The sequence below is a fragment of the Sandaracinus amylolyticus genome, assembly GCF_021631985.1.
Lineage (GTDB): Bacteria > Myxococcota_A > Polyangia > Polyangiales > Sandaracinaceae > Sandaracinus > Sandaracinus amylolyticus_A.
On sequence record NZ_CP070225.1, the window covers coordinates 2,013,966 to 2,036,383 of the forward strand.

Consider the following 22,418-nt stretch of genomic DNA (forward strand, 5'->3'; position numbering starts at 1 on the left):
CGAGGGTACCCGCGGCATCCGATCGTGTCGAACGTCGCGTGATCACTCCGCGAGTGAGGCTGCGAGCGCACGCGCGCCGTGCAGCCCGGTGCGCGGCTCGATCACGATGGACACGCGGATCGTCTCGAGCACCGGGCGCATGCGTCCCTTGGCGAGGAAGGACTCGCGGAACGCACCGCTGCGCAGCGCGTCCAGCTGCTTCGGCGCGATCCCGCCCGCCACGAAGAGCCCGCCGGTCGGCAGCGTCTTGAGCGCGAGGTTGCCCGCCTCCGCCCCGTAGAGCGACACGAACATCGCGACGGCGCGGGTGCACGCGGGGTCGAGCCCGCGCGCGCCGAGCTCGCCGATCACCGCGGGCGCGTCCTCCTCGCGCATCCGCGCGAGCGTCGAGGGATGGCTCGTCTCGAGCCCGCTCTCGACGAGGTACGCGTGGATCGCCTCGAGCCCCATGCCCGACACCACGCGCTCGTACGAGACGTGATCGGGATGGCGGCGCCGCAGGAAGCGCAGGAGCCCGTCCTCCACCTCGTCGCGCGGCGCGAAGTCGGTGTGCCCGCCTTCGCTCGGCAGCACGCGCACGCCGGCCGGCGTGCGCACCACCGTGGCCTCGCCGAGGCCGGTGCCCGCGCCGAGCACCGCGATCGGACCGTGGGGATCGACCTGGCCCTCCTGGATCACCACGACGTGCTCGGGGCCGAGCTCGAGCAGCCCGCGCGCGGTCGCCTCGAAGTCGTTGATCACCGCGACGCGCCGCGCGCCCAGCGCGGCGGAGAGCGAGGTCGGCTCGATCAGCCAGGGGAGGTTCGTGGTGTGGCAGCGGTTGTCCTTCACCGGGCCCGCGACGCCGAACGCCGCCGCGACGATCGGCGGGCCGCCGACGGTCTGCAGGAACGCGCGCGCCGGCGCCTCGAGCCCGGCGTGATCGGCGCTGGGGAACGTCGTCGTCGCGACCTCGACCCAGCCTCGCTCGTGTCGCTCGCAGAGCGAGAGAGCCGTCTTGGTGCCGCCCACGTCCCCGGCGAGCACCCGCGTTCCGATCGTCACCATCGCGCCTATCTATCGGCTGCGACGCCGCTTCTTTCAAGCGTGCGCCGCTCACACGAGGGCGTCGATCGCGGTGCGCGCCTCCGCGCAGCCGGGATCGATCTGCAGGACGCGCAGGTACGCCCCGTGCGCTTCGGCAGTGCGACCGGCGCTCGCGAGCACGCGTGCGTGGAGCAGGTGCGTGACGTGGAGGTCCGGCGAGAGCTGGCGCGCCCGCGCGAGGTCGGCGAGCGCGACGTCGTTCGAGCGCGCGTCCTCGGGCGCGAGGCAGTGCCGCGCCCAGCCGACGTACGCGAGGAACTCGCCCTGATCCGGGCAGATCTCGTACGCCTTCGAGAACGCGCCGAGCGCCTCGTGGACCTTGCCGCGATCGAGGGCGCGGTTGCCGCGCCGGAAGTGGCGCTCGGCCTCGAAGAGCTCGTCGACGCGCGCATCGAGCCCGCCCGGCGGCGCGGTCTCGTCGTCGTCCTCGGCGATCCGCTCGGGCTCGCGACGCTCCTCGTGCTCCGGCGTCGCGAGCATGCCCGAGGAGTCGCCGCGCGCGATGCCGGGGCGCACGTCGGGCACGCGCCCGCGCTCGCGCGCCGGCGACGTGGTGTCGTCCCACGCTTCGCCCGCGCCCTGGCGCGGCGGGAGCAGCACCTCGCGGGGCGGCTCGGTGGTCTCGTCGGCGATCCGATCCATCGCGTCGTCGGTGCTGCTGCCCTCGCCCGAGAGCGGCGTGGGCACGCTGCGGCTCGAGGGCAGGCCGCGCGTCTCGCTCGAGCGCAGCGCGCGCCCGGGGGTCTCGGCGTAGTGCACCGCGCCGAGGCACTCCATCGCGTACACGAGCTGCGCGACCGCGCCGGGGCGCGTGCCCATCGAGAGCACCTCGCGGAGCGTCAGCTTGCCGTCGACGCGCCCCAGCACCTGACGCGCCTCAGGCACCAGTCGCACGCGCACGAAGCGCGCGAGCTGCACCGGATCGGGCACCAGGTAGCGCGCGAGGTGGGGCGAGAGCAGCTCGAAGAGGCGGGTCGCGGGCATCGCCGCGCACACGCCCTCGTAGACGATCTCCGCGAGGCCGAGCTCGATCCCCACCGAGCTCTCCGGCGGCTCGAGCTTGGTCGAGAACCGATAGGTCCCGCGCATCCACCCGAACACGTCGAAGAGCTTGTCGCGCGCCTGATCGGCGAGCGCCTCGCCGAGCTCGAGCGGCGCGAGCGCGCCCATGTCGATCAGGATCTCGCCCTGCAGGCCGTGCCCGAGGCGCATGCGGCGGATCGACTCCTCGAGCGTCGCCGCGCCGATGCGGCGACGGCGCAGGAGGATCTGTCCGAGGCACTCGTCGAGCAGGTTGGAGCGCACGTGCGTCGGCACGCCGGCGCGGAAGTAGACGAGCTTCGTCGGCGGATCGCCGGTGGTCGTCTCGCGCCGCAGCCCTTCGGCGACGCACACGAGCCCGCCGGTCGCGCGCTGGTCCGCGAGCCGTCGCAGGAGCGCGGCGAAGCTGGTCTCCTCGAACGAGCCCATGATGCGCTGCGAGCCTTCTTCGCTCGCGCGGGCGTCGGCGCCGACGTGACGTCCTTCTTCGAGCGCGTCCGCATCGGCGAACGCTTCGGGGGGGATCTCGCGACCGTGCCCGGGCGTGATCTCCGGCGTGCGCATCGCGGGAGGCGGCGTCGTCAGGCGGCCCGACGTCGGGCGTCGCAGCACGCCCGAGCCGCCGTCCTCGGGGTCGGCGTCGTGGTGACCCTCGCGCGTCGTCGCGCGCGACGCGTTCGCCATCACGGTCTCCACCACCGGCCATGCGGCCGCCGCATCGTCGGCGGCGGGCGGCTCGTCGGTGTCGCCGTCCTCGTCGCGGCGCGCGTCGGTGATCGTCGGACGCTGCGCGAACGCATCGGTCGGCAGCAGCAGGCGCTCGAGCTGGCCGTCGATCTCGTCGACGCTCGCGACGCGCGTGCTCTCTCCCGGCGGACGCGCGAGCACGTCGACGAGCCGCTCGATCGCGTCGTCGTCGAGCGGTCCGAGCAGCGTCGCGGTCGCGCCCACGCGGCGCCCGAGCTCGTGCAGCGTCGCGCTCTCGGGCTCGTGCGCGGCGAGCAGCACGACGTGCGCGTCGCGCCCGCCCGGCGCCCAGCGGATCGACTCGATCGTCGCCACGCCGTCGCGCCCCGGCAGGAAGAAGTCGACCACGACGACGTCCGCGGGCTCCTGCACGAAGCGATCGATCGCGCGCTCTCCGTCGGCGAGCAGCACCGGCGCGTGCCCCGCCACCGCGATCGCCCGCGCGATGCGGGCCGCGATCGCGGCATCGGGATGCACGACGAAGACGGAGAGCGGGATCACGCGCTCGCCTCCGGGGACCACGGGGAGGGCGCGGGCACCGGCGCGATCACGCGCTCGAACACCGCGCGGATCTCCTCGGTCGTGCGCTGGTACGACGACGTCAGCACGCGCGCCGGATCGTGCCCGTCGCGCTCGCGGATGCCGAGCCTCCGCGCGAGCTGCTCCGCGCTGCGCGAGCCCGGCCGCAGCACCGGCTCGCGCGCCTCGTCGAGCAGCTTCAGCGTCTGCTCGATCGCGCGCAGGAACGAGAAGCCCTCGATCAGCGCGTCGGCGTCGGAGCGCGAGATGCGCCCTGCGCTCGCGAGCGCTGCGACGAGGCCGGGCGTGGTGGGGACCGCCTCGGGCTCCGTCCGGAGTCGCTGCTCCATCTGAAGCCATTGGGCGAGGAACTCGACGTCCACCAGACCCCCGAAGCCGAGCTTGGGATGGTATCGATCGCGGCTCTCGCCAGCAAGCTCGGTCTGGATGCGCGCCCGCATCGTCGCGAGCTCCTCGGGCGGCGGGGGCGGCTCGCCCGCGAGCGTGATCGCCGCGATGCGCGCCTGGACCGCGGCGCAGAGCGCGGGCTCGCCCGCGATGGGGCGCGCGCGCAGCAGCGCCTGTCGCTCCCAGGGCGCCGCGTTCTCGTGGTGGTAGCGGTCGAACGACTCGAGCGAGACGACGAGCGTGCCTTGGGAGCCGCTCGGTCGGAGGCGGGTGTCGGTCGCGTAGCCCGGGCCCTCGCCGTCGGGCTGGGAGAGCACGCGCACGGTGCGCTGCGCGATGCGCGAGAAGAGCTCGGCGTGACCGATCGAGCGCGCGCCTTCGGTCTCGCCGTCCTCGTCGTAGAGGAAGATCAGATCGAGGTCGCCCCCGAAGCCGAGCTCGCGCGCGCCGAGCTTGCCCATCGCGACGACCACGAGCGATGCGCGCTGCCCGCTCGGGCCGAGCGCGGGAGGGCCGAAGCGCGCGATCGACTCGCGCGTCGCGAGCGCGACGGCGGCGCGGATCTGCCGCTCCGCGGTGAGCGTCAGCACGCGCATGGTGTCGTCGAGCGCGAGCTCGCCCGCCGCGAGCGCGAGCCCCGCGCGCAGCGTCGCGCCGCGCTTGGCGCGACGCATCGCCGCGACGATCGCCTCGGCGTCGACCTCGCCCTCTTGCGCGATCAGCGCATCGACCTCGGCGTGCAGCGCCTCGACCTCGCTCGCATCGACGACGCCCGGCGCGAGCAGGAGATCGAGCTCCTCGGGGTGCCCGATGAGCCCGCTCGAGAGCGTGACCGAGGTGCCGAAGAGCGCGACGAGACGCCGCAGGAGCAGCGGGTCCTCGAAGAGCCTCCGCTCGTGCGAGAGCCCGCGCAGGCGCGCGAAGAACTCGGCGAGATGGCGCAGGCTCGCCATCGGATCGGCGACGCTCGAGACCTCCTCGAGCAGGCGCGGACCGAGCCCGGGATCGGTCTCGCGCATCACCGGCCCGAGCGGCGCATCGGCGCGGCGCGCGAGGCGGCACAGGTGCTCGGCGGCCTCGTGTGGATCGCCGACCGGCAGCAGCGGGGCGACGAGCTCCGCGACGGTGTCCACGTCGGCGCCCGCGGCGATGCGATCACACAGCGCCTCGAGCTGCTCCTCGCGCCCGCTGCGCTCGCGGCGCCCGCTCGTGCCCTCGGGCATCAGCGAGTCGAAGAGCTCGGCGATGCGCGCGCGATCCTCGCGCATCACGCGCTCGAGCGCGTGATCGTCGTCGTAGCCCAGTGACCGCGCGAAGCGTGCGCGCTCCGCGCCCTCGGGCGGCAGCTGGTGCGTCTGGTAGCCCGACCACGCGTGGATGCGGTGCTCGATGCGCCGCAGCCGCGCCCACCCCGCCGCGAGGGCGCGCGCCTCGCGCTCGCGCACCAGCCCTGCGGCCTCGAGCCGCGTCAGCGCCTGGATGGTGCCCGGCACCTGGAGCTGCGGGTTCCGCCCGCCCCACACGAGCTGCAGCGTCTGCACGAAGAACTCGGCCTCGCGGATGCCCCCGCGCCCGAGCTTCACGTCGCGCGCCTCGTCGACTGCGAGCTCGCGCCGCGAGCGCTCGAGCATCTGCGCCATCTCGCGCGCGATGCCGGGATCGACGGTGCGCCGGAACACGAAGGGCCGCAGCGCGTCGAGCAGCCTGCGCCCCAGCGCGCGATCACCCGCGATCGGCCGGGCGCGCAGCAACGCCGCGCGCTCCCAGGTGCGCCCCCAGCTCTCGTAGTAGCGCTCGGCGCTCGCGAGCGAGTTCACCAGCGGACCGCGCGTGCCCTCGGGACGCAGCCGCAGATCGACGCGGAAGCAGAACCCGTCCTCGGTCACGTCGGAGATCGCCGCGACGCAGCGCGCCGTCGTGCGAGCGTGGTGCTCGTGCACCGAGATCGCGTCGCCCGGCACCTCGCCGTCGTCGGTCTCGTAGAAGAAGCAGAGATCGACGTCGCTCCCGAGGTTGAGCTCCCAGCCGCCGAGCTTGCCCATGCCGAGGCACGTGAGCCCGATCGGCGCGCCGCCTTCGCCCACCGGCACACCGAAGCGCTTCTCCACGGTGCGCTTGGCGGCCTCGAGCGCGCTGTCGCACGCCGCCGCCGCGAGCGCCGCCATCTCCGCGCTCGTCGAGTCGATGTCCGCGAGCCGCAGGATCTCCTGCAGGGCGATGCGCACGATGTGGCGGTGCCGCAGCCGGCGCATCGCGCGACGCAGCTCCGGCCCGTCCTCCATGCCCTGGGTCGCCGCGCCGAACTGCCGGATCAGCGCCGCCACCCGAGCGCGCCGCGCGAGCCCGATCCGCAGCACGTCGCCGGGCAGCGTCGGATCGCCGAGCGCGAGCGGCAGGAGCGCCGGCGCGTGCTCGCCGAGCACACCGACCAGGGTGCGCGCTCCTTCGTGCGATGCGTCTCCTCCCGCCGCCGCGAACGCGTCGATCGCCGCGCGCGCGGCGGGCGTGTCGATCTCACGGGCGAGCGGGAGCATGGGCACGCGCGCAGCGTACCGCGGGGGCGGTGGGCGCGGCGGCGAATCGGCTCACCTCGCGCCCCGCTCGCGCAGCTCGGGCTGGACCGGCGGCCCCGCCATCCGCCGTCGCTCGGGGATCCACGCGTCGAGGTACCAGGGCGTGTTGATCACGACGATCTGCGGCCCACCGCGCAACAAGAGCGCCGTCTTGAGCAACGACGCGATCGGCGTGTGGAGCAGCCACTGGTACCAGCGCGGCTCGACGAGCTGCGGGACCACCACCGCGATCTGTCGATCGGGATGGCTCGACGCGACCATCATCACGAAGCGCACGAGCGTGCGCAGCAGCTCGCGATAGCGCGAGTGGATCACGACGAGCCGCGGCGCCGCCACGCCGAGCCGCTCGGCGGGCACGATGACGAGGCGACGCCAGCGCGACGTGAGGTCGTCGGCATCGCGATCACCGGTGAGCACCTGCACCGCCATCACCTCGGGCGAGAAGCCGATCGCGAAGCGCAGCGCCTTCACCGTCACCGCGTCCCAGCGCCACATCGGCACCACGACGATCGGCGGCTCGCTCTTGCGGAAGTCGAGCGTCACGTCGCGCGCCGCGGTCGCCTGCGCGACGAAGTCGTAGTGCGCGCGCACGCGCTTGAAGAGCAGGATCGATCCCGCGACGAGCACCACGCTGATCCACGCGCCGTCCTCGAGCTTCGAGATCGCGATCACGACGAGGGTCGTCGCCGTCGCGACCGCGCCGAGCGAGTTGATCGCGAGGTGCCTCCACCACGAAGGGCCGCGCACGCGCCACCAGTGCGCGACCATCGCGGCCTGCGAGGTCGTGAACGCGAGGAAGGCGCCGATCGCGAAGAGCGGGATCAGGTGATCGGTGATCCCGTCGAAGATCAGGAGCAGCGCTGCCGACGTCGTCGCGAGCGCGAGGATGCCGAACGAGTACGCGAGCCGCCGCCCGCGGTGCACGAACATCTCGGGCAGGAAGCGGTCGATCGCCATGATCCGGCACAGGCGCGGGAAGTCGGCGAAGCTCGTGTTCGCCGAGAGACACAGCACCGCGACCACGCTCCCGAGCGTCACGTAGTAGAAGGGCCCGCGCCCCACGACCGCCGCGACCATCTGCGAGAGCACGCTCTCGTACTGCGGCGTGCCCGGCGGGGTTGCGGTGATGCCGTACGCGCGCGACAGGAACGCGACGCCGATCAGCAGCACCACGAGGATCCCGACGATCAGCGAGAGCGTGCGCCGCGCGCCGACCGACGAGGGCTTGTGGAAGATCGGCACGCCGTTGCTCACCGCTTCGACGCCGGTCATCGCGGTGCATCCGCTCGAGAACGCGTGCATCAGCAGCCAGAGCGTCACCAGCGACGTCGTCGCGTGGTCGGGCGCGACGTGCGGCGGATCGACCGGCACCGGGGCGCCTCCCGCCGCGATCGTGCGCGCGACGCCGATCCCGATCACCGCGAAGAGCGTGGCGACGAACAGGTAGGTGGGGATCGAGAACGCGGCCCCCGACGCGCGCACGCCGCGCAGGTTCACGACCGTGAGCAGCACGACGACGCCGAGGCAGAGCTCGATCGTGTAGGGGAGCAACATCGGGATCGCCGACACCAGCGCGCCGATGCCCGCCGACACCGCGACCGCGACGTTGAGCACGTAGTCGAGCGCGAGCGCCGCCGCCGCGAGTAGGGACGCGTTCGTGCCGAGGTTCTCCTTCGCGACGCTGTACGCGCCGCCACCGCTCGGATAGGCCGCGATCGTCTGGCGATACGAGACGTAGAGGATCCCGAGCAGCCCGACGATCAGCATCGTGATCCACGGCACGTACTGCGTCGCGAGCGTGCCCAGGCCGATCAGCACCGTGAGCAGCGCCTCGGGCCCGTACGACGCCGACGCGAGCGCATCGAGCCCGAGGATCGGCACGCCCGCGATCGGACCGACGCGCTCGCCCTCGTCCTCTTCGGTCGCGAGGCGTCGTCCGAACAGCAGGTGCACGAGCGACATGCGCCACGTGCTCAGCAACGGACATACCGTGCGCAGGCGCGCCCGCACGCGGCCGCTCGCCGCAGCGAGCGCCACGCAGAGCCTCGCGACGCGGCGCCGTCCGTCCCGGGCGCGCAGCGCACGCGAGGCGTGCTGTCGCGATCAGTCGACCAGCGGCTCGCCCGACGGGCGGTCGATGCGTCCGAACACCTGGAGCGCGAGCGGGAAGAACACGCTCGTCGACACGTACGTGAGCGCCACGCCGAGCACCGCGAGGAACGCGACCGAGCGCAGCCCCTCGTGGCGCGCCAGCGCGAGCGCGCCGAACCCGACGAGGTTCGTCATCGACGAGAGCAGGTTCGCGCTCGACGTGCGGCGCAGCACCACCGGGATCGCGTCGCGTCCTTCGGCGCGATAGCGGTGGTAGATGTGCAGCGCGTTGTCGAGGCTGATCCCTACGCAGATCGGCAGGATCCCCGCGTTCATGAAGTTCAGGTCGACGCCCGAGATCGCCATCGCGCCGCCGAGCCCCGCGAGCCCGATCATCACCGACCCGAGCACGACCGCGGCCGCGCGGAACCCGCGCAGATCGAAGAGCAACACGACGAACACGACGAGCAGCGTGCCGATCAGCAGGAAGGGCCCGTCCGCGAAGATCGTCGTGAAGATCTCCCCCGCGATCCAGTTCTCGCTGAGGATCGACACCGTGAGACCACGCCGCGCGAGCTCGTCCGAGATCGCGCGCACCTGCTCGGCCCAGCCCACGATCTCGTCGGTCTCGCGATAGGTCCGCGCGGTGCGCACCACGAGCAGCGTTCCGTCGTCGCCGATGGTCCGGAACGCACGCACGAACGACTCGGGCACGTCGTCGACGGTGAAGGGCTCGACGTGCGTGAGACGCAGCGCCTCGGCGAGCCGCTCGCGACCTCGCTCGTCGAGGCGCTCCGGCCGCACTCGCTCGAGCTGGCCTCGCAGCTCCCCCGCGAGCGCAGCGCGTGCGCGCTGTGCCTCGGCGGGCGGCACCACGTCGTCGAGCCCGCGGATCTCCGCCACGTCCCAGCGATCCGCGGGACGCGCCGCGCCGAGATCGCGCACCGCGTCCACCACCACCGCGGCCTCGCGGCGATCGCGCACCCAGATCACCGCGTTGGTGAACGTGCCCTCGAGCTGCTCGCGCACGTACTCGTCGAAGCGCGTCGTCTCGCTGTCGCCCTGCAGCACGCGCCAGTTCCCCTCGAAGCGCACGCCGCCGGTCGCGATCACGACCAGCGATGCGATCGCGAACGCCGGCACCACCGCGAGGATCCCGCGGCGCACCGCGGGCGGCACCACGATCGCGCGCACCTCGCGCTGATCCTCGGGCGGGATCGGCGTGGGGCGCCATCGCTCCGAGATCACGTTGAGCGCGGGGAACCCGAGCAGCGTCGCGATCAGCGTGAGGATCATCCCCGCCGCCGCGATGCGCCCGAACTCGTTGAACCCCGAGAAGTCGGCGAGCGCGCTGACCAGGAACACGCTCGCGTTCGTGATGCCGATCGCCACGAGCGCACGCCCGGTCGTGCCGAGGAGTCGCTCGGTCGCTTGCTCGAGCGTGAGCCCCTCGCGCCGCATCTCGACGAAGCGATGGTGCAGATGGATGCCGTACTCGATCCCGAGGCCCGACAGGATCGAGAACAGGAACCCGCTGATGATGTTGAGGCTCCCCACCGCGACGCGCGCGAACGCGAACGTCCACACGAGCCCCACGAAGAGCGGCACCGCGAGCAGCGCGAGCGCGCGCGGCGAGCGCAGCGATCCGACGATCAAGAGCACCACCGCGAGGAACCCGATCGGCCCCGCGAGCGCGAGATCGCCCACGATGCGCTCGTGATCGTCGAGGCGCTGCTCGATGCCGCCGACCAGGCGCACCTCGAGATCGCCTCCGAACGCGCCGTCGCGCCGCACGTCGTCCTGGGCGCGCGCGACCACGGCGTGCGCCTCGCGCGCGAAGTCGAGATCGCCGCTCGCGCCCGAGAACACGACCCACATGCAGAGCCAGCGACCGTCGCGCGTGACCGCCCACGACTGCAGCGAGGGCGCGCGGCGCGCCGCCTCTTCGAGCAGCTCGGTCGGTGACGCGACGTCTTCTTCGGCCTCGTCCTCGTCGAGCCCGAGATCGAAGCCCGACTCGCGCATCACCTCGTCGTCGATCGCCGCCTCGGCGCGATCGATCAGCGAGCGCAGCTCCGTCTCCTCGACGAAGAGAAGCTGTCGCTGCTCGAAGAACTCGACGTCGAAGCGTGCGTCGACCGCCCGCACCAGCGGCTCGCTCGCGAGGCGCGCCGCCATCGCCTGCGCGAAGCGGCGCGCTGCCTCGGGATCCTCGTTGTCGATCGCGACGAGGACGTTCGACGTGACCTGCGCGCGATCGAGCACGTCGTGGAGCTGACGGACCGCGGGCCGATCCGCGGGCAGCAGATCGAGGAACGACGATCGAATCGACAGGCCCGACGCGAGCCAGCCCGCGGGCACCATCGATGCAAGGAGCACGAGCACGATCGCCCACGGGTGCCGGTGCGTGACGCGACCGAGCCGCGCGAGCGCTCGCTCGAGAGAAGAAGGAGTGCGCTCGCTCGACATACCTCTGTCCGCCGGCTCTCGAGACCGCATCCGGCCCGCGATCGAGCGGCGGAGCGTGGGCTCAGGCAGGCTCTGATTTCAAGCGCGATGCGCCGGGCAGGCTCGTGGTTGACGGTTTCCACCCATCGCAGTACAAACCCGCGCTCTCCGGGGCGGCCCGTGCGCGTCCGTGCGCCCGGCGCGGCGCAGATGCCGTGGCCCTCCTGGGAAGACACGCGGCCCAACGTGGGTCTGTCGTCGAGGTGTCCGGGTGATCCTCTCCTTCGTACAGCTCCTCCTGTGGCTCCAGCCTGCGGCGACGGGCGCGGGGGGTGGATCCGGTGGTGGCGGCAGCGCCGGCGGCGGCTCGCAGTACTGCATGATGCAGGCGGGCATCATGGTCGCCGTGCTGCTCTTCACCTATTTCTTCATGATCCGGCCTGAGCAGAAGCGCCGCGACGAAGCCGAGGCGCTGCTCAAGTCGCTCCGCAAGGGGATGAAGGTCCGCACCACGGGCGGCATCCTCGGCGAGATCATCAGCATGGACGAGCACACGGTGATCCTCGGGGTCGCCGACAAGGTCCGCATCAACGTGCTCCGCTCGCACATCGCCGGCCCCGAGCCCGAGAAGCGTGAGAGCACCGAGACGAAGGACGCGAAGGCGAACGAGGACAAGGGCACGAAGAAGCCCGACGAGGCGCGCAGCTGATCGGCTGCGCGTCGGCGATCGCAGCGAGGGCTCGTTTCGAGTCAGCAAGAAGGCGGCATGGACAGGGGCTGGTACCTTCGTTTGGGGTTCGTCGTCACGTGTGTCGTGGCGGCTTGGCTGGCGCTCTGGCCGAGCGTGGATGCTTGGATTCCCGCGCCCGAGTGGGTGAAGAGCACGTTCACCCACCAGATCGCGCCTGGTCTCGACATCCGCGGCGGTCTCCGCCTGCAGTACGAGGTCGAGGTCGACGAGGCGGTCGCGGATCGACGTGACTTCCGCGCGCAGCAGGTGGTCGAGCGGCTCTGCCAGCAGTTCGAGATCTGCGAGGAGAACGAGCCGCCGACGCGCGAGCAGCTCGACGAGACCGCGGAGCGCGTGCGCGTGGCGACGGCGGGCGAGCAGGGCTTCCGCCTCACGTTCACGAACCCCGAGGACGTCGCGGAGCTCGATCGCGATCTGATCACCAGCTTCGGTGATCTCCGCGAGGCGCAGCGCACCGAGACGACCGTCACGCTCGAGCTGCGCGACGACAGCCTCGAGCGCCTGCGCGACACCGCGGTGGAGCAGGCGCGCGAGACGATCGGCAACCGCATCGACGAGATGGGTCTGCGCGAGGCGTCGGTCATGACGCGCGACACCGACATCATCGTCGAGCTTCCGGGCGCGAGCGAGGCGCAGTTCCAGCAGATGCGCGAGATCATCGCGCGCACTGCCCGCCTCGAGTTCAAGGTCGTCGACGACCTCGCGGACTTCGTGCAGACGCTGCAGGACCTCCCCGAGGGCATCGAGCGCGCGAGCGAGGTCGTGTCCGCGGGCGAAGAGAACCCGCAGGAGATCGTCTACTACCTCACCGCGTCGGGCGAGGGCTCGCGTGATCGCCTCCAGGCGTACGTGCTCTCGCTGCGTGACTCGGGGCAGATCCCCGAGGACCACCAGCTCGCGATCGGCCAGGCCGATCAGGGCGAGCCCGAAGAGGGCGAAGAGGTCGAGGAGGCGTGGCGCACGTACTACCTCTACGACCGCGCCGAGCTGACGGGTGACGCGATCGACGACGCCTCGGTGTCCGTCGATCCGCAGGACAACCAGCCCTACGTCTCGATCGTCTTCAACGGCGCGGGCGCGCGCGCGTTCGAGCGCCTCACCGGCGCGAACGTGAAGCGCCGCATGGCGATCGTGCTCGACGATCGCGTCGCGTCGGCCCCGGTGATCCAGCAGCGCATCGGCGGTGGCCGCGCGCAGATCACGCTCGGCGGGTTCCGCGACTACAACCAGATCCTCAACGAGGCGAACCAGCTCACGATCGTGCTGCGCGCCGGCGCGCTCCCCGCGCCGATCCGCCCCGCGAACGAGCAGCTGATCGGGCCGACGCTCGGCGCCGACTCGATCGTCCAGGGCGCGATCGGCGCCGGTCTCGGCGTGCTCCTCGTACTGCTGTTCATGGCGTTCTACTACCAGGTCGGCGGTCTGGTCGCGGACGTCGCGGTGTTCCTCAACGTCATCTTCCTGCTCGCGGTGCTCGCCGCGTTCGAGGCGACGTTGACGATGCCCGGCATCGCGGGCATCGCGCTCACGATCGGTATGGCCGTCGACGCGAACGTGCTGATCAACGAGCGCATCCGCGACGAGATGCGCCTCGGGAAATCGCCGCGGTCCGCGGTCGAGCTCGGCTACCAGCGCGCGTTCACGTCGATCTTCGACAGCCAGATCACGACGTTCATCGCGGGCGTGGTCCTCTATCAGTACGGCAGCGGCCCGATCCGTGGCTTCGCCGTGACCCTGATGATCGGCATCGTCACGTCGCTCTTCACCGGCGTGTTCTGCTCGAAGGTCGTGTTCGACTGGGTCGTTCGCGGGCTGAAGGTCCGCCGGCTTCCGGTGGGGTGACAGAGAGATGGAGTTCATCAAGCCCGGTCGTGTGTTCGACTTCATGCGCTACCGCACCGCCGCGGTGGCCACGTCGTCGATCCTCGTCCTCCTCAGCGTGCTCTCGCTCTTCTGGCCGGGGCCCAACTTCGGCATCGACTTCACCGGCGGCACCGAGGTCCAGCTGCGCTTCCGCGGCGACATCTCGACCGCCGAGCTCCGCGAGACGCTCGAGGGACTCGAGTACCAGAGCCCCGACGTCATCGCGGTCCAGGGCGCGGCCAACGAGTACATCGTGCGCGTCCGCGAGGTCTCGACGCTCCCTGCGGACATCGACGAGCGCATCCGCACCGAGCTCGGCAACACGCTCGGCGACACCGAGGTGATCGCGCTCCGCGTCTCGCCCGGTGGCGACAAGGTCTCGGTGCGCCTCGGCGCGTCGGCCGAGCCGGCGCAGATCCGCACGGCCCTCGAGGCCTCGGGCGTGAGCCTTCGCGGCGATGTCGTTCGCTTCGGCCCCGAGAGCGACTTCCGCTACGAGGCGAACCTCGTGGGCGTCGCCGACCGCCTGGTCTCGCAGCTCGAGGAGCAGCTCGGCGAGCGCGGTCCCGAGGAGCCGCTGCGCATCGAGTGGGTCGGCCCCCGCGCCGGCGAGCAGCTGCGCAACTCGGCGCTCAAGGCGCTGCTCTACGCGATCGCGTTCATCATGGTGTACGTCGCGTTCCGCTTCGATCTGCGGTTCGCGCCGGGCGGCATCATCGCCCTCATCCACGACGCGGTGATCACGGTCGGTGTGTTCGTGCTGGTGCAGCGCGAGTTCAACCTGACGACGATCGCGTCGCTGCTGACGATCATCGGCTACTCGATCAACGACACGATCGTCATCTACGACCGCATCCGCGAGAACACGGCGCGGCACCGCGGCAAGTCGATGGCGGAGCTGATCAACATCAGCACGTCGGAGATGCTCTCGCGCACGATCGTCACGTCGGGCGTGACGCTGCTCGCGATCGTCCCCTTCTTCATCTGGGGCACCCAGGTGATCCAGGACATCGCGTTCGCGCTCTTCATCGGCTTCCTCGCCGGCGTCTACTCGACGATCTACATCGCGGCGCCCGTGACCGAGTGGTTCGACAAGGTCGTGTTCGCGAAGGCGCGCGAGCGCGCGCTTGCGGCGGCGCGTGGACGCGCGGCGGCGGGAACCTGATCCGTCCGACGCCGAACGCTGGTACAAGGCTTCTGAATGGCCGCGAGGGGCGAGAGCATGGGCGAGAGCGTCGCCCTCTCTCGCCCTTCTTGCGTTCCAGCGCCTGAACCTTCGAAAAACGAAGGAAAAACCGAGTGGCGCGTGGCGGCCAACGATCCGTCGGCCGCGCAGGAGCTCGGACGCGCCCTCGGGATCTCGCCGACGATCGCCCAGGTGCTCATGCACCGCGGGCTGCAGGATCCAGCGGCTGCGCGCGAGTACCTCGAGCCGCGCCTCTCGGGCCTGACGATCCCCGACGGCATGATCGATCGCGGCGCGGCCGCGGATCGCCTGGCGCGCGCGATCCGGGCGCGCGAGCGCATCGCGGTCTTCGGCGACTACGACGTCGACGGCACGACCAGCACCGCGATCCTGTGCGATGCGCTCGAGCAGATGGGCGGCGACGTCGTCGCGCTCGTCGCGAGCCGCTTCGCGGGCGGCTACGGCCTCAGCGCGCCGGCGCTCGAGCGGGTGCGCGCCACCGGCGCGACGTTGCTCGTCACGTGCGACTGCGGCTCGAGCGATCACCCGCGGGTCGCGGCGGCGCGCGCTGCGGGCATCGACGTGATCGTCGTCGATCACCACCTCGTCCCCGCCGAGCCGCTGCCTGCGAACGCGTTCCTGAACCCGCACCGGCCCGACTGCGCGTTCCCCTACAAGGGCCTCTCGAGCGCGGGGCTCGCGCTCTCGCTCGCGGCCGCGGTGCGCGCGGTGCTCGGCGCGAAGCTCGACCTGCGCGAGCTGCTCGATCTCGTCGCGCTCGGCACCATCGCCGACGTCGCCCCGCTCGATGGCGACAACCGGCGTCTGGTGCGCGCGGGGCTGGTGCGCCTCGCGCAACCGACCCGGCCGGGGCTCGTCGCGCTGCGCGAGCAGGCGAGGATGCGGGCGGGTGGCTCGCTCGGCGGCATCGACGTCGCGTTCCGGCTCGCGCCCCGCCTGAACGCGGCGGGAAGGCTCGGCGATCCCGCGATCACCGTCGCGCTTCTGCGCGCGCGCTCGATGGTCGATGCGCGCGCCCACGCGATCGCGATCGAGGCGCTCAACGACGAGCGCAAGGCGATCACGCGCCGCATCACCGAAGAAGCGGTGGCCCAGGTGCGCGAGGTCTACGCCGGGCGCCACGACGGCGGCATCGTCGTCGCGTCCGAGGGCTGGCACCGCGGCGTCGTGGGCATCGTCGCGGCGCGCCTCGTCGATCTCTTCGACGCACCGGTGCTCGCGATCGCGATCGAGGACGGCGTCGGGCACGGCAGCGGGCGCACCCCCGCAGGTTTCCCGCTCTACGACGCGATCAAGACGTGCCGCGACGAGCTGATCACGTTCGGAGGGCACCAGGCTGCCGCAGGGCTCAGCGTGCGCGCGACGCGCGTCGATGCGCTGCGGGGCGCGTTCGACGACGCGTGCCGCACGCTGCGCGCGCAGCGCGGAGACGTGGACACGTCGAAGCGCATCGACGTGGTGCTCGACGCGTCGAGCTACCCGCTCCCGCGCGCGTCGGAGCTCGCGCTGCTCGAGCCCCTCGGCGCGTCGAACCACGAGCCGGTCGTCGCGGTGCACGGCGCGCGCGTCGAGGACGCCCAGCCCGTGGGCGATGGGCACCTGAAGATGGTCGTGCGCTTCGGCGGCACGAAGCTGCGCTGCTTCGGCTGGGAGATGGGCGCGTCGCTCGAGCGCATCGGCCGCCAGGTCGACGTCGTGGGCACGCTGCGCCCCGACGACTGGACCGGCGGCGAGGCCGTCGAGCTCCGCCTCACCGCCGTTCTCTGAGCCTCGATTCAGCTCGGGGTCGTCTCGGTCGCGGCGCGCTTCGCCGCCATGCGCGTGCGCAGCCACTGCACGACGCCGGGCGCGACCGAGATGAGCACGACGAGGATGATGATCTTCTCGATGTGCTGGATGACGCCGGGCACCTGACCGAGCGCGTACCCGATGATCGTCATCGACGCGACCCACGAGACCGCGCCGATCACGTTGTACATTGCGAAGCGGCGGTACGGCATCTGCGCCACGCCCGCGATCACCGGCACGAACGTGCGGACCAGCGGCATGAAGCGCGAGATGATGATCGCCTTGCCGCCGTGCTTCTCGTAGAAGTCGCGCGCCGCGAGCGCGTGCTTCGGATCGAAGAAGAACGACTTCGGACGGCTGAAGATGCGCGGACCGGTCTTCGCGCCCATCCAGTACGACGTCGCGTCACCGATGATGGCGCACGGGATCAGGATCAGGTTCAACAGACCGAGATCGAGCGAGCCCTGCGCCGCGTAGAGACCCGCCATCACGAGCAGCGAGTCGCCGGGCAGGAAGAACACGAGCGCGCCCGTCTCGAGGAAGACGATGAGCGCCATGCCCGGGTACCCGCCCCACTCGATGAGGTGCCCCGGGTTCCGGATGATGTCGATCAGGGAGTGGAACAGACCAATCAGCGCGTCCATCGTGCACCCCGGCTATCACTGCGCGCCCCCAGCGGCAACGCGCCATCGTGCGGCGGCTCGGTCACGCCCGAGGGCGGCGAAGCCGACCCACCAGCATCATGAGCGCGGGCTGGAAGATCAGCGTCGCGACGAGCGACGTCGAGAGCGCGACCGCGATCAGCTCGCCGAACTGGCGCACCGGCACGAACCCGCTCAGCAGCAGCACGCCGAAGCCCATCACGAGCGTCGCGCACGAGACGACGATCGCGCGTCCGGTGCCGCGCGCCGCGCGCACCAGCGCCGCGCGCCGCCACAGGCCGCGCTCCTCTTCCTCCACCAGCCGTGCGAACGCGTGGATCGTCAGATCGACGCTCACGCCGATCGCGACCGAGAACACGATCGCGGTGCTCGCGTTGAGCGGGATGCCGCGCGCGACCATCCACGCGACCGTCGCGATCTGCGGGATCACGTTCGGCGGGATCGCGAGGAGACCGAGCTTCACGCTGCGGAAGAGCAGCGCGATCGTCGCGAAGATCACGAGCGCCGAGAGCGAGAGGCTCCCGAACATGTCCTGCACGACCGCGTCCGCGCCGTGCGAGCCGATGTACGCCTCGCCGAACGTCGAGTAGGTCACGTGCAGCGGCGCGAGCTCCTCCTCGAGCTTCTGCTCGATCGCGCGGATGAGCCGGATGCTCCGCTGCGCGCCGATGTCGCCGAGGCGGATCTCGATGCGCGCGCGACGCCCGTCGTCGGTGAGGTACGCATCGACCGGGCTGCGCTCGAGACGATCGAGCAGCGCGAGCAGCGCGTCGACCTGCTCGGGCGAGCGGAACGGCGTGCGCGCATCGTCGCGCCCGACGCCCGCGATGCGGCGCCACGTCTCCCAGAGGAAATCACCGGGCGTCGTGGTCCGCAGCACTCCGTCCTGCGTGGCCGCCCAGCGCGCGATGCGATCGAACGTCTCGAGCGCGCGCGGATCGCGCAGCGCGCCGTCCTCGTCCGCCTCGATCATCACCTCGAGCGGGCGGATGCCGTCGAGGCGCTCGTCGACGAGCTGCGTCGCGCGCACGATCGGGTCGCTCGGATCGAACGTGTCGCGCAGCGACGTGTCGACCTGGATCGCGCTGTACGCCCACGCGCACGGGATCGTCAGCAGCACCGCGACGACGAGCACCGCCTTCGCGTGGCGCACCACGTACGCGGTGACGCGCACGAGGATCGCCTCGAGCTTGCCGCGCGGCAGCGGATCTTCGCCCTTCACCTGGCCCTCGCTGGGCGTGGGGAAGAACGTCAGCGCCGCGGGCACGAACGTCACGAGGATGACGTACGAGACCATCACGCCGATCGACGCGACGAGACCGAAGCGCCGCAGCATCTCGGTCTGCGCGACCAGCAGCGACGCGAAGCCCACGCTGGTCGTGAACGACGTCAGGAAGCACGCGACCGCGAGCTGTCGGATCGCACGCCGCGCGGCCGCGACACGATCGGGTGAGCGTCGCGTCTCCTCGACGTAGCGCGCGACGACGTGAACCGCCTCCGATATGCCCATGATGATGAGCAGCGTCGGGAGCGTGTTCATCAGGATCGTCAGCGGCTCGCCGACGAGCGCCATGATCCCGAGCACCGACACGACCGAGGCACCGACCGTCGCGAGCGTGAGCAGCGTGCCCGGCCACCACCGGAACGACGCGTAGAGCAGCGCGATGCAGACGAGCAGCGAGAGCGGGACGAGGATCGTCTGATCCTCGAGCATCGCGTCGCTGATCTTCGCGCGCAGATGCGGGATGCCCGCGGGATGCACCGTGATCCCCGCGGGCGGCGGGTTCGCGGCGAGCCACGCGTCGATGCGGTGAACGGCCTCGAGGCGGCGCTGGCCGGTGCCGAGCGCGGGATCGAGGAACGCGACGACCGCAGCGAGCGTGCGATCCCGCGACACGAGGCGACCGTCGACGAGCGGCAGATCCTCGATCGCGGTGCGGATCGCGGTGGCCTCGTCCTCGGTGACCTCGTCGCCCTGCACGACCGCGCGGGTGTCGGCCTCGCCGTCACCGACGCGCTCGGCGACGCTGTAGAGGCCCATCGGGAAGCGCTCGGGCTCCGCCGCGACCAGCACCTGGAGCGCCGCTTCGGCGCGTGCATCGGCGCTGTCGGGCTCTTCGAGATCGTCGAGCCCCTCGAGATCGTCGAGGGTCGCCTCGGCCTCGACCCGCGCGCCGGGCAGCGGCGTGACGGTGAGGCTCTCGACGCGCACCGCGTAGTCCTGCGACGCGAGGTGCTTCGAGAGTCGATGCACGTAGCGCAGCGGCTCGAGCTGCGTCGCGTCCGCGGCTTCCACGAGGATCGCGACCACGCTGTCGGTGTCGCCGAACGACTCGCGGAACACGCGCGCGCGATCGGCGTACCCGCCATACGAGATGAGCAGGTTCTCCGGCGACGAGTCGGTCTGCAGGCGCGGCAGCTGGATCGCCGCGAACGTCACGAACATCGCGACGAGGAGCAGCACCGTTCGGCGCCGCGCCGTCACCACGGCCGCGAGAGCGTCCAACCAGCGGGCGAACATCAGGGGCGCGCACCGTATGCCGTCCCGCGCGGCTCGTCCACTGTGCGCTCCCGGGGCTCCCCGGACGTACGGTGTGCCCCAGCACCGGTGCGCAGTGCGCAGGGGTGCGAGCCAGGGCTCAGGACCTGTGGGTTCATCCACCGTCCCGCGCAAGGACGTTTCAGCGCGGCGACGTCGAGAAGGTCGGCGCCGTGATGTCGATCGGCGTCACCGCGCCGCTCTCACGATCGATCCGCAGCCGCTCGAACGAGCGCCACGCGCGCGCCGTCGGCGTGCAGGCCAGCGTCTCCTCGCGAGTCGTCGCCCGCGACTCCTCGTCCGCGGCGACGAGCCCCGCCGCGACCACCGCGAAGCGCTCGTTGCAGAGCACCTCGAGCTCGAGGTCCCCCTCGGTGATCTCCCATGCGCGACGCGGCTCGCCCGCGACCACCAGCTCGATCTCGGCGGGCTCGCTCGCGTGCATCCGCAGCACCGCACCACGCGCCGTCAGCGCCACGCCATCGGGCACCCGCAGCGCGAGATCGGCGAGCGGGCACGACGCGAACTGCACCGCACGCAGATCGATCGTCTCGACGCGCGGCGCCTCGGCGAGCTCGGGCCCGAGCCTCCGGACCAACGACGAAGGCGGCCGGCGCACCGCTCGCTCGGCGTTGCCGCAGTCGTCGATGCGCACGATCGCGAGCGGCGCCTCGAGGTACATCGTCGCGACGCCGGTCGAATCGACCGCGTGCATCACCGGCGCGGTGATCCCGTACCCGTCCGCGACGCACGCCTGCTCGTCGCTCGGCGGGGTCGCGAAGTACGTCTGCCGACAATAGAGCGTCCCGTCCGGCGCGAGCCCGCTGTTCGTGCGCGTCGCCTGCGGCAGCGCCGCCGAGAGGACGATGGTGTGCACGCGCGGCGGAGGCGGCGCGGTCTCGACGACCGGCTCGGGCGCGGGTGCAGGCTGCGGAGGTGGTGCACCTCCGCAGCCCGCCACGAACAGCGCGGCTGCGATCAGCGACCGGTCCACTGCGGCGTGCGCTTCTCCATGAACGCCATCAGCCCTTCGCGCGCGTCCTCGGTGCCGAGGATCGCCACGAGCCGATCGCGCAGATAGGGCAGGGCGCCCGCGAGATCACGATCCGCCTGCGCGTGGAACGCCGCGAGCCCCATCCGCATCGCGGTCGGCGACTGCGCCGCGAGCTTCTCCGCGAGCGCGCTCACCGCGGCATCGAGCTCCGCGTCGGGCACGCACCTCGAGATCAGCTCGATGCGCTCGGCCTCGCGCGCGTCGAGCTTCTCGCCGAGCAGCATCATGTCCATCAGCCGCCGCCGGCTCACGACACGACGCAGCACCGCCATGATCATCATCGGGAAGAGCCCGCGCTTGATCTCGGGGGTCCCGAACGTCGCGCTCTCGCACCCGATCGCGAAGTCGCACGACGCGACCAGCCCGAGCCCACCGCCCATCGCGATCCCCGGCACCCGCGCGATCGTCGGCTTCCCGATCGTCGTGAAGCGCAGCAGCAGATCCACGTAGTCGCCGCGCGGCGCGAGCGGCTCGGGCCCGCCGTCCGTGCCGCCCGACATCTGCTTGAGATCCCCGCCCGCGCTGAACGCACCGCCCGCGCCGGTCAGGACGACCGCGCGGACCGACGCGTCGTCCTTCGCGTCGTCGAGCGCCCAGCAGAGCTCGTTCACCATCTCGGGCCCGAGCGGGTTCTTCCGCTCGGGCTTGTTCATCGTGATCGTCGCCACCGCGCCCGTCTGCGCGACGAGCAGGGTCCGATACGCGCGCGCCTCCATGACGCTCAGCTCGCGATCACGTGGCCCACGTCGCGCGCCGCCTCGCGGCCCGCAGCGAGCTCGTTCAGGCGCAGGATCTTCCGCGCCTCTTCCACCGTCGCGGGCTCGCGTCCCACGTCGCGCGTCATCCGCACCGCGACCTCGACGAGCTCGCCGTTGTTCTTCGCCATCTGTCCGTTCGGCAGATAGAGATGATCCTCGAGCCCGGTACGGATGTTCCCGCCGAGCACCAGCGCCGTCGCGAGCATGCGCCAGTGGCCGTGCGAGATCGCGATGACCTCCCACTCGCTCCCGGCGGGCATGATCTTCGTCTGCAGCTGCAACGACTCGACGCTCTGCGGGATGCCGCCCAGCACGCCGACGATGAACGAGAACTGATAGGGCTCGCGCAGCGCGCCCATGTGCAGCAGCGGCTTGATGCCCGCGTTGTGCCCGGTGTCGAAGCACTCGAGCTCGGGCTTCACGCCCGCCTCGTTCATCGCCTCGAGCAGCGTGAGGATCTTCGAGTACGGGTTCGGGAAGATCATGTCGAACATGAACTGCTTCCGCGACTCCGAGTACTTCGCGTAGTTCATCGTGCCCATGTTGAGCGCCGCGATCTCGGGCCGGACCGCCTTGATGATCTCGACCGGCTGCGAGACGTCGTCGCCGAGCACGCCCGTCGAGAAGTTCAGGATGATCGGGCAGCGCTTGCGCACCTCTTCCTTGATGCGCGCGAACACGCTCGGCTCGAACGTCGGCGAGCCGTCGTCGTTGCGCGCGTGGATGTGCACCACGCTCGCGCCCGCGTCGTACGCGCGCTTCGCGTCCTCCGCGATCTCGACCGGTGTGTACGGGATGCCAGGGCACTGCTTGCGATTCGCGAGCACGCCGGTGAGCGCGCAGGTGACGACGACCTTGTCCTCGAAGCCCATCTCGATCCTCC

Annotated in this window: 14 protein-coding genes; 4 read left to right on the forward strand and 10 right to left on the reverse strand. The window is 71.6% G+C overall.

The window, feature by feature from the left end:
- Nucleotides 1-42: 42 nt before the first annotated feature.
- The 5 genes from glk to I5071_RS08210 all read right to left on the reverse strand — a co-directional run bounded on the left by glk (nt 43) and on the right by I5071_RS08210 (nt 10,934).
- Entirely contained in the window at nt 43-1,047 is a 1,005-nt protein-coding gene (glk, locus tag I5071_RS08190; RefSeq protein ID WP_236604851.1) for a glucokinase, read from the reverse strand.
- Nucleotides 1,048-1,095: 48 nt separating this feature from the next.
- Entirely contained in the window at nt 1,096-3,375 is a 2,280-nt protein-coding gene (locus I5071_RS08195) for a DUF4388 domain-containing protein (RefSeq protein ID WP_236604852.1), read from the reverse strand.
- Entirely contained in the window at nt 3,372-6,335 is a 2,964-nt protein-coding gene (gene glnE, locus I5071_RS08200) for a bifunctional [glutamate--ammonia ligase]-adenylyl-L-tyrosine phosphorylase/[glutamate--ammonia-ligase] adenylyltransferase (protein WP_236607626.1), read from the reverse strand. The genes I5071_RS08195 and glnE overlap by 4 nt, the downstream gene beginning before the upstream one ends.
- Before the next feature lie 51 nt (nt 6,336-6,386).
- Entirely contained in the window at nt 6,387-8,336 is a 1,950-nt protein-coding gene (locus I5071_RS08205; RefSeq protein WP_236604853.1) for an APC family permease, read from the reverse strand.
- A 141-nt stretch (nt 8,337-8,477) separates the two neighbouring features.
- Complete coding sequence (locus I5071_RS08210) at nt 8,478-10,934, reverse strand: efflux RND transporter permease subunit (protein WP_236604854.1); 2,457 nt, start codon at nt 10,932-10,934, stop codon at nt 8,478-8,480.
- 250 nt (nt 10,935-11,184) lie between these two features.
- On the opposite strand from I5071_RS08210, the gene yajC reads away from it, so the two are divergent.
- From yajC to recJ, 4 genes are all read left to right on the forward strand, one after another.
- Nucleotides 11,185-11,622: a preprotein translocase subunit YajC gene (yajC, locus tag I5071_RS08215; protein WP_236604855.1), complete on the forward strand. Its 438-nt coding sequence runs from the start codon at nt 11,185-11,187 to the stop codon at nt 11,620-11,622.
- 57 nt (nt 11,623-11,679) lie between these two features.
- A complete protein-coding gene (gene secD / locus I5071_RS08220; RefSeq protein ID WP_236604856.1) occupies nt 11,680-13,506 on the forward strand; it encodes a protein translocase subunit SecD in 1,827 nt (608 codons plus the stop codon).
- Nucleotides 13,507-13,513: 7 nt separating this feature from the next.
- The gene (gene secF, locus I5071_RS08225; RefSeq protein WP_236604857.1) at nt 13,514-14,692 is read left to right on the forward strand and encodes a protein translocase subunit SecF; all 1,179 of its coding nucleotides are present in this window, start codon (nt 13,514-13,516) and stop codon (nt 14,690-14,692) included.
- Between the two features lie 141 nt (nt 14,693-14,833).
- Nucleotides 14,834-16,501, forward strand: coding sequence for a single-stranded-DNA-specific exonuclease RecJ (gene recJ, locus I5071_RS08230; protein WP_236604858.1), 1,668 nt, complete (start codon nt 14,834-14,836; stop codon nt 16,499-16,501).
- Between the two features lie 8 nt (nt 16,502-16,509).
- On the opposite strand, the gene I5071_RS08235 is transcribed toward recJ, so the two are convergent.
- From I5071_RS08235 to I5071_RS08255, 5 genes are all read right to left on the reverse strand, one after another.
- Nucleotides 16,510-17,166, reverse strand: coding sequence for a DedA family protein (locus I5071_RS08235; protein ID WP_236604859.1), 657 nt, complete (start codon nt 17,164-17,166; stop codon nt 16,510-16,512).
- A 61-nt stretch (nt 17,167-17,227) separates the two neighbouring features.
- Nucleotides 17,228-19,690: an efflux RND transporter permease subunit gene (locus tag I5071_RS08240; RefSeq protein WP_236604860.1), complete on the reverse strand. Its 2,463-nt coding sequence runs from the start codon at nt 19,688-19,690 to the stop codon at nt 17,228-17,230.
- Between the two features lie 175 nt (nt 19,691-19,865).
- Nucleotides 19,866-20,717, reverse strand: a complete 852-nt coding sequence (locus I5071_RS08245) for a hypothetical protein (protein WP_236604861.1) — start codon at nt 20,715-20,717, stop codon at nt 19,866-19,868.
- Nucleotides 20,702-21,493: an enoyl-CoA hydratase-related protein gene (locus I5071_RS08250; RefSeq protein WP_236604862.1), complete on the reverse strand. Its 792-nt coding sequence runs from the start codon at nt 21,491-21,493 to the stop codon at nt 20,702-20,704. Before I5071_RS08250 ends, I5071_RS08245 begins: the two co-directional genes overlap by 16 nt.
- 5 nt (nt 21,494-21,498) lie before the next feature.
- Complete coding sequence (locus tag I5071_RS08255) at nt 21,499-22,407, reverse strand: 3-keto-5-aminohexanoate cleavage protein (protein ID WP_236604863.1); 909 nt, start codon at nt 22,405-22,407, stop codon at nt 21,499-21,501.
- Between the last annotated feature and the right edge of the window lie 11 nt (nt 22,408-22,418).

Excerpts from the sequence above, each read along its gene's own strand:
- I5071_RS08250 (WP_236604862.1), bottom strand. The coding sequence starts at position 21,493 with ATGGAGGCGCGCGCGTATCGGACCCTGCTCGTCGCGCAGACGGGCGCG.
- I5071_RS08205 (WP_236604853.1), bottom strand. The coding sequence starts at position 8,336 with ATGTCGCTCGTGCACCTGCTGTTCGGACGACGCCTCGCGACCGAAGAG.
- secF (WP_236604857.1), top strand. The coding sequence starts at position 13,514 with ATGGAGTTCATCAAGCCCGGTCGTGTGTTCGACTTCATGCGCTACCGC.
- I5071_RS08235 (WP_236604859.1), bottom strand. The coding sequence starts at position 17,166 with ATGGACGCGCTGATTGGTCTGTTCCACTCCCTGATCGACATCATCCGG.
- I5071_RS08255 (WP_236604863.1), bottom strand. The coding sequence starts at position 22,407 with ATGGGCTTCGAGGACAAGGTCGTCGTCACCTGCGCGCTCACCGGCGTG.
- glk (WP_236604851.1), bottom strand. The coding sequence starts at position 1,047 with ATGGTGACGATCGGAACGCGGGTGCTCGCCGGGGACGTGGGCGGCACC.
- secD (WP_236604856.1), top strand. The coding sequence starts at position 11,680 with ATGGACAGGGGCTGGTACCTTCGTTTGGGGTTCGTCGTCACGTGTGTC.
- I5071_RS08210 (WP_236604854.1), bottom strand. The coding sequence starts at position 10,934 with ATGTCGAGCGAGCGCACTCCTTCTTCTCTCGAGCGAGCGCTCGCGCGG.
- glnE (WP_236607626.1), bottom strand. The coding sequence starts at position 6,335 with ATGCTCCCGCTCGCCCGTGAGATCGACACGCCCGCCGCGCGCGCGGCG.